Source organism: Kitasatospora brasiliensis (genome assembly GCF_032654805.1).
Taxonomy (GTDB): Bacteria; Actinomycetota; Actinomycetes; order Streptomycetales; family Streptomycetaceae; genus Kitasatospora; species Kitasatospora brasiliensis.
In genome coordinates, this window is record NZ_JAUOOW010000003.1 from 381708 (window position 1) to 397226 (window position 15519).

Genomic DNA, 15519 nt, shown 5'->3' on the forward strand with positions numbered 1-15519 from the left:
CCCGCGGGAGGAGCTCCCGCGGGCCGCCACCGCGCCGTCCACGCCCCGCACGCAGGCTGAATCTTTCGCACAGAAGTGGCGACACTCGATGACCAACGATGACAAGCTGCTCGACTATCTCAAGAGGGTCACCGCCGACCTGGCCCAGACCAGGCAACGGCTGCGCGACGTGGAGACCGAGGAGAAGGAGCCCATCGCCATCGTGGCGATGAGCTGCCGCTACCCCGGCGGCGTCACCACCCCCGAGGAGCTCTGGCGGCTGGTCGCCGAGGGCACCGATGCCGTCACGGACTACCCGGACAACCGCGGTTGGGACGGCGACGCCATCCTCGACCCGGACCCGGACGCGTCCGGCAAGAGCTATGTGCTGAAGGGCGGCTTCCTGCACGACGCCGCCGACTTCGAGCCGGACTTCTTCGGCATCTCGCCGCGCGAGGCGCTGCTGATGGACCCCCAGCAGCGGCTGCTGCTGGAGGTGGCCTGGGAGGCGCTGGAGCGCGGCGGCATCGCGCCGGACTCGGTGCGCGGCGCCCGGATCGGCGTGTTCGCCGGCACCAACGGCCAGGACTACCGCGACGTGCTGGCGAAGCTGCCGAAGGACCCGGAGGCGGCGCTCGGCACCGGCGTGCTGGCGGCGGTGATGGCCGGCCGGATCTCCTACACCCTCGGCCTGGAGGGGCCCGCGGTCACCATCGACACCGCCTGCTCCTCCGCCCTGGTGGCGCTGCACCTGGCGGTGCAGGCGCTGCGCCAGCGCGAGTGCACCCTGGCCATGGCCGGCGGCGTCTCGGTGATGTCCACCCCGGGCGCGTTCATCGCCTTCAGCCGGCAGCGCGGGCTGTCCCCGGACGGCCGCTGCAAGTCCTTCGCCGACGAGGCGGACGGCACCGGCTGGGGCGAGGGCGCGGGCATGCTGCTGCTGGAGCGGCTCTCCGACGCCCGGCGCAACGGGCACGAGGTGCTGGCCGTGATCCGCGGCTCCGCCGTCAACCAGGACGGCGCGTCCAACGGTCTGACGGCGCCCAACGGGCCCTCGCAGCAGCGGGTGATCCGTCAGGCGCTGGCCAGCGCCGGGCTGTCCACCGCGGACGTCGACGTGGTGGAGGCGCACGGCACCGGCACCACCCTGGGTGACCCGATCGAGGCCCAGGCGCTGCTCGCCACCTACGGCCAGGGCCGTACGGCCGACCGGCCGCTGTGGCTGGGCTCGATCAAGTCCAACATCGGCCACACCCAGGCCGCCGCGGGCGTCGCCGGTGTGATCAAGATGGTCCAGGCGATGCGTCACGGCGTGCTGCCCAAGACCCTGTTCGCGGAGAACCCCGCCGGCAAGGTGGACTGGACGGCCGGCGAGGTCAAGCTGCTCACCGAGGCCCGGGACTGGCCCGAGGTCGAGCGCCCGCGCCGTGCCGCCGTCTCCTCCTTCGGCGCGAGCGGCACCAACGCCCACACCATCATCGAGCAGGCCCCCGCCGAGGAGGCCGTCGAGCGCGCCGCGGTGAGCGCCCCCTCGACCATCCCGTGGCTGCTCTCCGGGCGCACCCCGGAGGCCCTGCGCGAGCAGGCGCTGCGACTGGCCGCGGTGGCGGACACCCTGGACCCGGTGGACGCCGCCTTCTCGCTGGCCACCACCAGGACCGCCCAGCAGTACCGGGCCGTGGTGCTCGGCCGGGACCGCGAGCAGTTGCGGGCCGGCCTGACCGCGCTGGCCGAGAGCGCCCCCGGGGTGCTCCAGGGCCGTACCGTCAAGGGCCAGACGGCCTTCCTGTTCACCGGCCAGGGCTCCCAACGTCCGGGCATGGGCCGGGAGTTGTACGAGGAGTTCGAGACCTTCCGGCAGGCCTTCGACGAGGTCTGCGGGCACTTCAACGAGGGGCTCAAGGACCTCGTCTTCGCCGCCGTCGCCGAGCCGCTGAACCAGACCGCCACCACCCAGGCCGCGCTCTTCGCCTTCGAGGTGGCGCTGTTCCGGCTGGTGGAGTCCTGGGGCGTGGTGCCGGACTTCCTGGCCGGTCACTCGATCGGTGAGGTGGCGGCCGCCCATGTCGCGGGTGTGCTGTCGCTGGCGGACGCGTGCCGTCTGGTGGCGGCCCGGGGCCGGTTGATGCAGGCGCTGCCGACGGGTGGCGCGATGGTGGCGGTGCAGGCCGCCGAGGCCGAGGTGCTGCCGCTGCTGACCGAGGGTGTGGGCATCGCGGCGGTCAACGGGCCGCGTGCGGTGGTGATTTCGGGTGTCGAGTCCGAGGTGCTGCGGATCGCGGAGTCCTTCGAGAAGACGAAGCGGCTGAAGGTCAGCCACGCGTTCCACTCGCCGCTGATGGAGCCGATGCTGGCGGAGTTCCGCGCGGTGGTGTCGGGGCTGTCGTACGGGCGGGCGAGCGTTCCGGTGGTCTCCAATGTCACCGGTGCGCTGGCGACCGAGGAGTTGGCGGACCCGGAGTACTGGGTGCGCCACGTCCGCGAGGCCGTGCGCTTCCACGACGGTGTCCGGGCCCTGGAGGCCGCGGGCGTCAGCCGCTTCCTGGAGCTCGGCCCCGACGCCGTCCTGACCGCGATGGCCCGCGGCTGCCTGGACTCCGAGGACGCCGTGCTCGCCGCCGCCACCCGGCGCGAGCGCTCCGAGACGGAGACCCTGCTCACCGCGCTGGCCCAGCTGCACATCGGCGGCAGCTCGCCCGACTGGGGCACCCTGTTCCAGGGCGCCGCCCGGGTCGACCTGCCCACCACCGCCTTCCAGCGCACCCGCTTCTGGGTCGACGTCCCGGCCTCGGTCGGCGACGTCGCCTCCGTCGGCCTGGACTCCACCGAGCACCCGCTGCTCGGCGCGGCCACCATGCTGGCCGACTCCGACGGCGCCGTGCTCACCGGCCGCCTCTCGGTGCGCACCCACCCGTGGCTGGCCGACCACGTGGTCGGCGACCGGGTCGTGGTGCCCGGCACCGCCATGGTCGAACTGGCCATCCGGGCCGGCGACCAGGTCGGCTGCGGCCACCTGGAGGAGCTGACCCTCGAAGTGCCGCTGGTGCTGCCCGAGCAGGACGGCACCCGGGTGCAGGTCACCGTCGGCGCCCCCGACGCCGCCGGCAGCCGTACCGTCAGCGTCTACTCGCGCGCCGAGAGCGCCGCCGCCGAACTGCCCTGGACCCTGCACGCCTCCGGCCTGCTCGGCCAGGCCCCCGCGGGCACCGGCGAGCGCCTCACCGAGTGGCCGCCGGCCGGCGCCGAGGCGCTGGAGACGGCCGGCCTCTACGAGCGGCACGCCGCCTCCGGCCTGCACTACGGCCCCACCTTCCAGGCCCTGCACGGCGCCTGGCAGCGTGGCGACGAACTGTTCGCCGAGGTCCGCCTGGCCGAGCGCCCGGCCGCCGACGCCGGCCGCTTCGGCCTGCACCCGGCCGCCTTCGACGCCGCGCTGCACGCGCTGGCCCTGCTCGGCGACGGCTCCGACGACGAGACCGCCCGACTGCCCTTCATGTTCTCCGGCGTCTCGCTGCACGCCGTCGGCGCCTCGGTGCTGCGGGTACGGCTGCGCGCCACCGGAGCGCACTCCTTCGCCGTCGACCTGGCCGACGCCACCGGCGCCCCGGTCGCCTCGGTGACCTCGCTGGCCTCCCGCCCGCTGACCAACCTGCGTCAGCAGGGCCCCTCGAACGACGCGCTGTTCCGGCTCGGCTGGAGCCCGATCCAGCTGCCCGAGACGACGGACGAGGCGTCGGAGGAAGACGGCTACCGGCTGCTGCACAGCGCGCCGGGCAACGACACCCAGGCCGTCCGGGCCGCCGTCCACACGGCGCTGGCCGCCGCCCAGGACGAGGACCCGCGCCCGCTGGTCGTGGTCACCCGCGGCGCGCTCTCGATCGCCGGCGAGCAGATCGCCGACCTGGCCGGCGCCGCGGTGTGGGGCCTGCTGCGCTCGGCGCAGTCCGAGAGCCTCGACCGCTTCGTGCTGCTGGACCTCGACCCGGAGGCCGACGCCGACGCGCTCGCCGCCTCCGTCCTCGCCAGCGGCGAGCCGCAGGTCGCGATCCGCGCCGGCGCGGCCCACGCCGCCCGGCTGAGCGCCGCCGAACTCTCCGACGAGGCCGCGCCGGAGCTCGACCCCGAGGGCACCGTGCTGCTCACCGGCGCGACCGGCGGCCTCGGCCCGGTGCTCGCCCGGCACCTGGTCACCACCCTCGGCGCCCGCCACCTGCTGCTGCTCAGCCGGCGCGGCGGCGCGGACGAGCTGACCGCCGAACTCACCGCCCTCGGCGCCCAGGTCACCGTCCGCGCCTGCGACGTGGCCGACCGGGCCGCGCTCGCCGAGGTGCTGGCGGACATCCCCGCCGAGCACCCGCTCACCGCCGTGGTGCACGCCGCCGGTCTGCTCGACGACGGTGTGGTCGCCTCGCTGACCCCCGAGCGTGTCGACGCCGTACTGCGCCCCAAGGTGGACGGCGCCCTCCACCTGCACGAGCTCACCGCCGACGCCCCGCTGCGCGCCTTCGTGCTGTTCTCCTCGGTCGCCGGCGTGGTCGGCGCACCGGGCCAGGGCAACTACGCGGCCGCCAACGCCTTCCTGGACGCGCTCGCCGCCCGCCGCCACGCGCTCGGCCTGCCCGCCCTCTCGCTGGCCTGGGGCCCCTGGGCCCCGGTCGGCGGCATGACCAGCTCCCTGGAGGAGACCGACCGGGCGAGGATCTCGCGCGGCGGCATGACCGAGCTGTCCGCCGAGGACGGCGTGGCGCTCTTCGACCTGGCCCGGGCCACCGGGCTGCCGGCCCTCGCCCCGGTGCGGCTGAACCTGGCCGCGCTGCGCCGCCAGGGCGCCGCGCTCGCCCCGGTGTTCCGCTCCCTGGTCGGCCGTACGGTGCGCCGCGAGGCGTCGGCGGTCGCGGGCTCGGAGTTCTCCTTCGCCGACCGGATGGCCGAACTCGGCGAGCAGGAGCGCGCGGACGCGCTGCTCCAGCTGGTCCGGGTGCAGGTCGCGGCCGTGCTCGGGCACGCCTCCGCGGAGGCGATCGACCCGGGCCGGGCCTTCCAGGACCTCGGCTTCGACTCGCTGGCCGCCGTCGAACTGCGCAACGCCCTGACCGCCGAGACCGGGAACCGGCTGCCCGCCACCCTGGTCTTCGATTACCCGTCGCCCGAGGCGCTGGCCGGCTACCTGGCCACCCAGTTCAGCGGCGTCAAGTCCGGCCCGCGCAAGGCCGCCCGGGCGAGTGCCGCCCGGACCGACGAGCCGATCGCGATCGTCGGCATGGCCTGCCGCTACCCGGGCGGGGTCACCTCGCCGCAGGAGCTGTGGGACCTGGTGATCGGCGAGAACGACGCGATCAGCGCCTTCCCGGACAACCGCGGCTGGGACATCGACCGGATCTACGACCCGACCCGCGAGCGCCCCGACACCAGCTACGTCCACGAGGGCGGGTTCCTGCACGACGCCGGCGAGTTCGACGCCGGGTTCTTCGGGATCTCGCCGCGCGAGGCACTGCTGATGGACCCCCAGCAGCGGCTGCTGCTGGAGAGCTCCTGGGAGGCCCTGGAGGGCGCCGGGATCGACCCGGTCTCGCTGAAGGGCAGCCGCACCGGCGTGTTCGCCGGCGTGATGTACCACGACTACTTCGGCGCCTTCGGCAGCGGCAGCATCGTCTCCGGCCGGGTGGCCTACACCCTCGGCCTCGAAGGCCCGACGCTGTCCATCGACACCGCCTGCTCCTCCTCGCTGGTGGCCCTGCACCTCGCGGCCCAGTCGCTGCGCGGCGGAGAGTCCACCCTCGCCCTGGTCGGCGGCGTCGCGGTGATGTCGACCCCGGACCCGTTCGTGGAGTTCAGCCGTCAGGGCGCGCTCGCCCCCGACGCGCAGTGCCGCCCGTTCGCCACCGGCGCCGGCGGCACGGTCTGGGGCGAGGGCGTCGGCGTCCTGGTCCTGGAGCGGCTCTCCGACGCCAAGCGCAACGGGCACCAGGTGCTGGCCGTGGTCCGCGGCACCGCCGTCAACCAGGACGGTGCCTCCAACGGCCTGACCGCCCCCAACGGGCCGTCCCAGCAGCGGGTGATCGAGCAGGCCCTGGCCAACGCCGGGCTGGGCACCGGCGACGTCGACGTCGTCGAGGCGCACGGCACCGGCACCACCCTGGGCGACCCGATCGAGGCCCAGGCCCTGCTGGCCACCTACGGCCAGGACCGCACCGCGGACCGGCCGCTGTGGCTGGGCTCGATCAAGTCCAACATCGGCCACACCCAGGCCGCCGCGGGCGTCGCCGGTGTGATCAAGATGGTCCAGGCGATGCGCCACGGCGTACTGCCCAAGACCCTGCACGTGGACGAGCCCTCCAGCCACGTGGACTGGGAGGCCGGCGAGGTCCGGCTGCTGACCGAGGCCCAGCCGTGGCCCGAGCTCGACCGCCCGCGCCGGGCCGGCATCTCCTCCTTCGGCATCAGCGGCACCAACGCCCACACCATCATCGAGGCCGTCACCGAGCCGGCCGCCGAGCAGCCCGAGACGGACCAGGCGCCCACCCCGGCGCCGTGGCTGCTCTCCGCGAAGTCCCGGGCGGCGCTGCCCGCCCAGGCCGAGCGGCTGCTGGCCTTCGTGGACGCCAACCCGCGGCTCGCCCCCGCGGACCTGGCCCACGCCCTGGCCACCACCCGGGCCCACTTCGAGCACCGCGCCGCCATCACCGGCGCGGACCTGGCCGAACTGCGCGACTCGCTGGCCGCGCTGGCCGCCGGACGCACCGCCCCCGGCCTGGTCGAGGGCACCGCCGGCGGCTCCCGCCCGGTCTTCGTGTTCCCCGGCCAGGGCTCCCAGTGGCAGGGCATGGCCACCGAACTGATCGCCGCCTCACCGGTGTTCGCGGACGCGATGGCCGAGTGCGCCGCCGCCTGCGCGCCGTTCACCGACTGGGACATGCTCGCCGAGCTGAACGGCCCGCTGGACCGGGTGGACGTCGTCCAGCCGCTGCTCTGGGCCGTCATGGTCTCGCTGGCGAAGACCTGGATCTCGTACGGGGTGCGCCCCGCCGCGGTGATCGGGCACTCCCAGGGCGAGATCGCCGCCGCCGTGGTGGCCGGCGCGCTGTCCCTGGAGGACGGCGCCCGGATCGTCACCCTGCGCAGCCAGGCCATCGCCCAGGACCTGTCCGGCGGGGGCGGCATGATGTCGGTCGCGCTGCCCGTCGACCAGGTCGAGGAGCGGCTCGCCGCGTACGACGGCCGGCTCTCCGTCGCCGCCCGCAACGGCTCGGGCTCGGTCGTGGTGGCCGGCTTCGTCGACGCCCTGGACAGCCTCCAGGCGCAGCTCAAGGACGAGGGCGTCCGGGTCAAGCGGCTGCCGGTGGACTACGCCTCGCACTCCGCGCAGGTCGAGTCGATCCGCACCAGGCTGCTGGAGACCCTGGCAGACGTCTCGCCGCGCCCCGCCGAGGTGCCGTTCTACTCGACCGTCACCGGCGAGCCGATCGACACCACCGAGCTGAACGCCGAGTACTGGTACACCAACCTGCGCCGGACGGTGCTGTTCGAGCAGGCCGCCGGCGCCGCCGTCGCCAAGGGCCACGGCGTGTTCATCGAGTGCAGCCCGCACCCGGTGCTCACCGTCGGCCTCCAGGAGACCTTCGACGGCGTCCGGGCGCTCGGCTCGCTGCGCCGCGAGGAGGGCGGCCCGGCCCGGTTCGCCGCCGCGCTCGGCGAGGCCTTCGCCCACGGCGTCGCGGTCGACTGGAAGCGGCTCTTCGAGGGCCTGCGCCCGCGCCGCGTCCAGCTGCCGACCTACGCCTTCCAGCACGAGCAGTTCTGGCTGGACAGCGTCTCCGGCAACGCCGACGTCACCTCGGCCGGCCTCACCCAGACCGAGCACCCGATGCTCAGCGCGGCGATGACCCGCGCCGACACCGACGGCACCATCCTGACCGGCCGCCTCTCGCTCGGCACCCACCCGTGGCTGGCCGACCACGTGGTCGGCGGGGCGCTGCTGTTCCCCGGCACCGGCTACCTCGAACTGGCCCTCCAGGCCGCCGACGAGGTGGGCCTGGGCCGGGTCGCCGACCTCACCCTGCACGCCCCGCTGGTCTTCCCCGAGCACGGCGCGGTGCAGCTCCAGGTGGTCGTCGGCGCGGCCACCGAGGCCGGCCGCCCGGTCGGCATCTACTCGCGCCCCGAGAGCGAGGGCGACGAGCTGCCGTGGAGCCTGCACGGCGACGGCATGCTCGCCCCGGCCGGCGCCCCCGCCGCGCCGGAGCTCACCGTCTGGCCGCCCACCGGCGCCGAGCCGATCGACCTCGACGGGCTGTACGAGCAGCTCGCCGAGGCCGGACTCGGCTACGGCCCCGCCTTCCAGGGCCTGCGCGCCGCCTGGCGCCTGGGCCAGGAGGTCTACGCCGAGGTGTCCTTCGGCCAGCAGGTGGACGGCTACGGCCTCCACCCGGCGCTGTCGGACGCCGCCCTGCACACGGTCGGCCTGACCGGCGTCGCCGAGGACGAGGCGCTGCTGCCGTTCGCCTGGTCCGAGGTGCGGCTGCACGCGGCCGGCGCCAAGGACCTGCGGGTCCGCGTCAAGCCGCTCGACCAGGGCGGCGCCGTGGAGCTGACCCTCGCCGACGCCGGCGGCGCGCCGGTGGCGAGCGTCGGCTCGCTCGCCCTGCGCCCGATCCCCGCCGAACAGCTCGCCGCCGCCGCCAAGTCGGCGCGGGCCGGCGGGCTCTACCAGGTGGAGTGGATCGCCGCGCCGACCCCGGCCGTCGACCCCGCCCACCAGCCGGTGGTGCTGCGCAGCCCGGCCGGCACCAGTGCCGACGAGGTCCGGGCGGCCGTGCACACCGTCCTCGACCGGCTGCGCGAGCAGCTGGCGGGGGACGCCACCGTGCTGGTCGCCACCGGCCCCGACCTGGCCGGTGCGGCCGTGGCCGGCCTGGTCCGCTCCGCGCAGACCGAGAACCCGGACCGGATCGTCCTGGTCGAACTCGACCAGGCCCCGGCCTCCGAGGCGCTGCTGCCCGCCGCCACCGCCGTGGGTGAGCCGCACCTGGCGATCCGCGACGGCGCCGTCCGGCTGCCCCGGCTGGTCCGGGCCGAACCGGCCGCCGACCAGGAGCCGCTGGCGCTCGACCCCGAGGGCACCGTGCTGCTGACCGGCGCGAGCGGCGCCCTGGGCACCCTGATCGCCCGCCGGCTCGTCACCGAGTGGGGCGTACGGCACCTGCTGCTGCTCAGCCGCCGCGGCGCCGCCGCCGAGCTGGTCAGCGAGCTCACCGAGCTCGGCGCCGAGGTCACCACCGCCGCCTGCGACGTCGCGGACCGCGCGGCGCTGGCCGAGGTGCTGGCCGCCGTCCCGGCGGAGCACCCGCTGACCGCGGTGGTGCACGCCGCCGGGGTACTCGCCGACGGTGTGCTCTCCTCGCTCACCGCCGAGCGGCTGGACACCGTGCTGCGCCCCAAGGTGGACGCCGCCTGGCACCTGCACGAGCTGACCGAGGGCCTCGACCTCAAGGCGTTCGTGCTGTTCTCCTCGGCCGCCGCCACCCTCGGCTCGCCGGGCCAGGCCAACTACGCCGCGGCCAACGCCTTCCTGGACGCCCTGGCGGCCCACCGCCAGTCGCTCGGCCTGCCCGGCCAGTCGCTGGCCTGGGGCCTGTGGGCGCAGGCCAGCGGGATGACCGGCACGCTGGACGACACCGACCTGTCCCGGATCTCCCGGGGCGGCGTGGCGGCCCTGGCCACCGACGAGGGCCTGGCGCTGTTCGACGAGGCGCTGCACTCCCGGCACCCCGCTGTGCTGCCGATGAAGCTGGAGCCGGCCGGGCTGCGGGCCCAGGGCGATGCCCTGTCGCCGCTGTTCCACGCCATGGTGCGCACCCGGCGCCAGGCCGCCTCCGGGCAGCCCGCCGCCGGCGCCGACTCGCTGCGCGGCCGGCTGGCCGCCCTGGCCGAGGCCGAACGCGGCCCCGTCCTGGTGGAGTTGGTGCGCACCCAGGCCGCCTCGGTGCTCGGGCACCGTTCGGCCGACGCCGTCGAGGCGCACAGGGCCTTCCGCGAGCTGGGCTTCGACTCGCTGGCCGCGGTCGAGCTGCGCAACGGCCTCGCGGCGGCCACCGGGCTGCGGCTGCCGGCCACCCTGGTGTTCGACTACCCCAACCCGCGCGAGCTGGCCGGCTACCTGCTCGAACAGCTGGTCGGCAATCTGACGGCCGCGCCGGTCCAGGCCGCCGCGCCGGTCGGCGGCGACGACGATCCGATCGCGATCATCGGGATGAGCTGCCGCTACCCCGGCGGCGTCAACTCGCCCGAGGACCTGTGGAAGCTGGTCGTCGGCGAGGTGGACGCCATCGGCGAGTTCCCCACCGACCGCGGCTGGGACCTCGAATCGCTCTACGACCCGACCCTGGACCGCCCCGGCACCAGCTACGCCAAGAACGGCGCGTTCCTGTACGGCGCGGGCGACTTCGACGCCGAGTTCTTCGGCATGGACCCGGAGGAGGCGCTGGTCACCGACCCCCAGCAGCGGGTGCTGCTGGAGACCTCCTGGGAGGCGCTGGAGCGGGCCTCGATCGACCCGGCCTCGCTGCGCGGCAGCTCGACCGGTGTGTTCGCCGGCCTGATGTACCACGACTACTTCGAGAGCTACGGCTCCGGCAGCGTGGTCTCCGGCCGGGTCGCGTACACCCTCGGCCTGGAGGGGCCGACCCTGACGGTGGACACCGCCTGCTCCTCCTCGCTGGTCGCGCTGCACCTCGCGGTGCAGTCGCTGCGCCAGGGTGACTGCACCCTGGCCCTGGCCGGCGGTGTGACGGTGATGGCCACCCCGGGCACCTTCGTCGAGTTCAGCCGCCAGCGGGGGCTGTCCCGCGACGGGCGCTGCCGCCCGTTCGCGGACGCCGCCAACGGCACCGGCTTCGGCGAGGGCGCGGGCGTCCTGCTGCTGGAGCGGCTCTCCGACGCCCGCCGCAACGGCCACCAGGTGCTGGCCGTGGTGCGCGGCACCGCGATGAACCAGGACGGCGCCTCCAACGGCATCACCGCCCCCAACGGCCCCGCCCAGCAGCGGGTCATCCGCCGCGCGCTGGCGGCCGCGGGCGTGTCCGGCGGGGAGGTCGACCTGGTCGAGGCGCACGGCACCGGCACCACGCTGGGCGACCCGATCGAGGCCCAGGCCCTGATCGCGACGTACGGCAGCGAGCACACCGAGGAGCGTCCGCTCTGGCTGGGCTCGATCAAGTCCAACATCGGGCACACCCAGGCCGCGGCCGGTGTGGCCGGCGTGATCAAGATGGTCCAGGCGATCCGCCACGGGGTGCTGCCCAAGACCCTGCACGTCGACGAGCCGTCCCGGCACGTCGACTGGACGGACAGCCACGTCCGGCTGCTCACCGAGTCGCAGCCGTGGCCCGAGTCCGAGCACCCGCGCCGGGCCGGCGTCTCCTCCTTCGGCATCAGCGGCACCAACGCCCATGTGGTCATCGAGGCCGCGCCCGTGGAGGAGGCCACCGAGGAGGCCGTCGCGGCTCCGGAGCACCAGGCCCCGCTGCTGCTCTCCGGCCACAGCCCGCAGGCGCTGCGCGAGCAGGCCGAGCGGCTGCTCGGCCACCTGGAGGAGCGGGCCGAGCTCGACCCGCGCGAGGTCGCGGCGGCGCTGGCGACCGCCCGCGGCCACCACGTCCACCGGGCCGCGGTGAGCGGCACCGAACGGGACGAACTGCTGCGCGGCCTGCGGTCGTTGGCCGAGGGCCGGACCTCGCCGGGCGTGGCGCTCGGCACCGCCACGGCGGGCCGCACCGCCTTCCTCTTCTCCGGCCAGGGCTCCCAACTGGTCGGCATGGGCGAGGAGTTGAGCGAGGCCTTCCCGGCCTTCGCGGCCGCCTTCGCGGAGGTCTGCGAGCAGCTGGACCCGCTGCTGGACCGCCCGCTGCGCGAGGCGCTGGCCTCGGCCGAGCTGCTGGACCGCACCGAGTACACCCAGCCCGCCCTGTTCGCGCTCGAAGTCGCGCTGTTCAGGCTGCTGGAGTCCTGGGGCATCCGCCCCGACCTGCTGGCCGGGCACTCCATCGGCGAGTTCGCCGCCGCCCACGTGGCCGGCGTCTGGTCGCTGGCGGACGCCGCCCGACTGGTCGCCGCCCGCGGCCGGCTGATGCAGGCGCTCCCGGCCGGCGGCACGATGGTCGCGATCAAGGCCACCGAGGCCGAGATCGAGCCGCTGCTGACCGGTGAGGTGAGCATCGCGGCGGTCAACGGGCCGAGCTCCGTGGTGGTCTCCGGCGAGGCCGGGGCCGTCCGGGCGATCGCCGAACGCTTCGAGCGCACCCGGGAGCTGACGGTCAGTCACGCCTTCCACTCGCCGCTGATGGAGCCGATGCTCGCCGAGTTCCGCGAGATCGCGGCCGGGCTGGAGTACCACCCGCCGCGGATCGCGATCGTCTCCACCCTGACCGGGGCACAGGCCGCCGAGCAGGAGCTGTGCTCGCCCGAGTACTGGGTGCGCCACGTCCGCGAGGCGGTGCGCTTCGCCGACGGCGTCCGGGCCCTGGCCGAGGCCGGCGCACGCCGCTTCGTCGAGGTCGGCCCGGGCGGGGTGCTGACGGCCCTGGCCGCCGAGACCCTGGCCGAGGGCCAGGGCGACGGCGCCGCGCTGATCCCGCTGCTGCGCAAGGACCGGCAGGAGTCGGCGGCGGTGCTCACCGCCCTCGGCGCCCTCCACGTCCACGGCGCCGAGGTGGACTGGGCGCGACTGCTGCCCACCGGCGCCCCGGTCGAACTGCCGACCTACGCCTTCCAGCGCCGCCGGTACTGGATGGCCAGTGAGCCGGCCGGCTACCGGGCGACGACGGACCACCCGCTGCTGGGCAGCGCCGTGGACCTGGCCGGCGGCGAGGGCACCCTGTTCACCGGACGCCTCTCGCTCCAGAGCCACCCCTGGCTGGCCGACCACGCGGTCGGCGGCGTGGTGCTGCTGCCCGGCGCGGCCTTCGTCGAGATGGCCCTGGCGGCCGGCGCGGACCTCGGGGCCGGCGCGGTCGAAGAGCTGACCATCGCCGAACCCCTGCTGCTGCCCGAGCAGGGCACCGTCCGCCTGCAGTGCGCCGTCCGCCCGGCCGAGGCCGGGGCCTGGACGTTCCAGGTCCACTCCCGGACCAGGGACGAGGACCCGTGGACCGCGCACGCCACCGGTCTGCTGCGGGCCGCCTCCGCCCCGGAACCCGGCACCCCGCAGGCCTGGCCGCCGGCCGGCGCCGAGGCGCTCGACCTGACCGGCACCTATGAGCGCCTGGCCGAGCTGGGCGCCGAGTACGGCCCGCTGTTCCAGGGCCTCAAGGCCGCTTGGCGACTGGCCGACGAGGTCCTCGCCGAGGTCGAACTCCCGGTGGAGGCCGACCGGTTCGGCATCCACCCGGCCCTGTTCGACGCCTCGCTGCACGCGATCGGCCTGCGGGCCGGCGCCGCGCAGCGGATGAGCCTGCCGTTCGCCTGGAGCGGGGTCGAGCTGTACGCCGTCGGCGCCCGGGCGCTGCGGGTGCGGATCAGCCCGGCCGGCTCCGACGCGGTGCGGATCGAGCTCGCCGACGGCGCCGGCGCCCCGGTGGCCCGGGTGGAGTCGCTGGTGCTGCGCGAGGTCGCGGTGGACCGGCTGGCGACGGCCGGTACCGGCGGCAACGACTCGCTGTTCGCCCTGGAGTGGACCGGCGTCACCGCCGGCACGGCGCCCTCGGGCGGCCACTGGGCGGTGCTCGGCACCCACCGGCGGCGCCTGCTGGACGCCCTGGCGACGCGGGTCGCCACCGTCAGCACTGTCGCCGACCTCGACGAACTCGCGGCACTGGCCGACCCGGTGGACGTCCTGGTGCTGCCCTGGGCGGGCGGCGACGAGCCGCGGGCCGTCCACGAGGGCCTGGCCGCCCTGCTCGGCCGCCTCCAGTCCTGGCTGGCCGACGAGCGGTTCGCCTCGGCGACGGCGGTCGTGGCCACCAGCGGCGCGGTCTCGCGGGCCGGTGAGGACGTCACCGACCTCGCCGCCGCGGCGGCCTGGGGCCTGATCCGTACGGCCCAGTCGGAGAACCCCGACCGGATCGTGCTGGTCGACCTGGACGACCACGACGCCGACGACCAGGCGGACCCGGGGTGGCAGCTGCTGCCCGCCGCCGTCGCCACCGGTGAGACCCAGCTCGCGGTGCGCTCCGGCGCGCTCCACGCGCCCCGGCTCACCAGGGCCGCGAAGGCCGTCCTGGACGCCCCCGTCGAGTGGCGCGGCCGGGTGCTGCTCACCGGCGGCACCGGGGCGCTCGGCCGCCTGGTGGCCCGCCACCTGGTCACCGAGCACCGGGTGGAGAGCCTGCTGCTGCTCAGCCGGCGCGGCGAGGCGGCGCCCGGCGCCGCCGAGCTGCGGGCCGAACTGACCGGCCTGGGCGCCGAGGTGGACATCCTGGCCTGCGACCTGGCCGACCGGGAGGAGCTGGCCGGCGTGCTGGCGCGCTACCCGGTCTCCGCGGTGGTGCACTCCGCGGGCGTCCTGGACGACGGGATGCTCGCCGGGCTGACGCCCGAGCGGCTGTCCGCGGTGCTGCGCCCCAAGGTGGACGCGGCCTGGCACCTGCACGAGCTGACCAAGGACCGGGAGCTGTCGGCGTTCGTCCTGTTCTCCTCGGCGGCCGGCCTGCTCGGCAGCCCCGGGCAGGCGAGCTACGCGGCGGCCAACGCCTTCCTCGACGGCCTGGCCCTGCACCGCAGGGCGGTCGGCCTGCCGGCCACCTCGCTGGCCTGGGGCGCGTGGTCGGGCAGCGGTGGCATGGCGGACCGGCTCAGTGAGGCGGACAGCCGCCGGATGGCCCAGTCGGGTGTCGCGAGCCTCGGCGAGGAAGCCGGTCTGGCACTGTTCGACGCCGCGGTCGGCCGGGCGGAAGCCGTCCTGATGCCCGCCCGGCTCGACCTGGCGGCGATGGCCCAGGGCAACCGGGTGCCGCCGCTGCTGAGCCGGCTGGTGCGCTCCTCGTCCTCGCGGCGGGTGGCGCAGGCCGCCTCCACCGCCTCGGCCGCGCTGCGGCGCAGCCTGGCCGAGCTGGCGGGCGAGGAGCGGATCGCGCTGCTGCTCGACCTGGTCGGCGCCCAGGCGGCCGGGGTGCTCGGGGTCGCCGAGGTGGCCCTGGACCGGGCGTTCAGCGAGCTCGGCTTCGACTCGCTGACGGCGGTGGAGTTCCGCAACCAGCTCAACGAGGCCACCGGGCTGCGGCTCTCGGCCACGTTGATCTTCGACTACCCGAACCCGCAGGTGCTGGCCCGGCACCTGGAGGCCGAGCTGGCCCCGGCCGAGGGCGCGGCGGGCGACGGACAGGAGGCCGCCGTGCGCCAGGCGCTCGGCGCGATCCCGCTGGCCCGACTGCGCGACGCCGGCCTGCTGGACAGCCTGCTCGAACTGGCCGGGCTCAAGGCCGAGTCCGCCGCCGAGGCGACGGAGGACGGCGGCGAGGGCGGCGAGTCGATCGACGCGATGGACATCGAGAGCCTGCTGAACCTGGCCCTCGACGACCAGGGCGGACTGGAGGAGGAGCTGTGACG

At 75.6% G+C, this 15519-nt stretch carries 1 protein-coding gene; it reads left to right on the top strand.

Features of this window, described 5'->3' with window-relative positions; genetic code table 11:
- Positions 1-88 precede the first annotated feature (88 nt).
- The gene (locus tag QWJ13_RS14000) at positions 89-15517 is read left to right on the top strand and encodes an SDR family NAD(P)-dependent oxidoreductase (RefSeq protein WP_316524370.1); all 15429 of its coding nucleotides are present in this window, start codon (positions 89-91) and stop codon (positions 15515-15517) included.
- Positions 15518-15519: the final 2 nt, after the last annotated feature.

Bases quoted from the DNA above. Each gene is read 5' to 3' on its own strand.
- QWJ13_RS14000 (WP_316524370.1), top strand. From the start codon at position 89: ATGACCAACGATGACAAGCTGCTCGACTATCTCAAGAGGGTCACCGCC.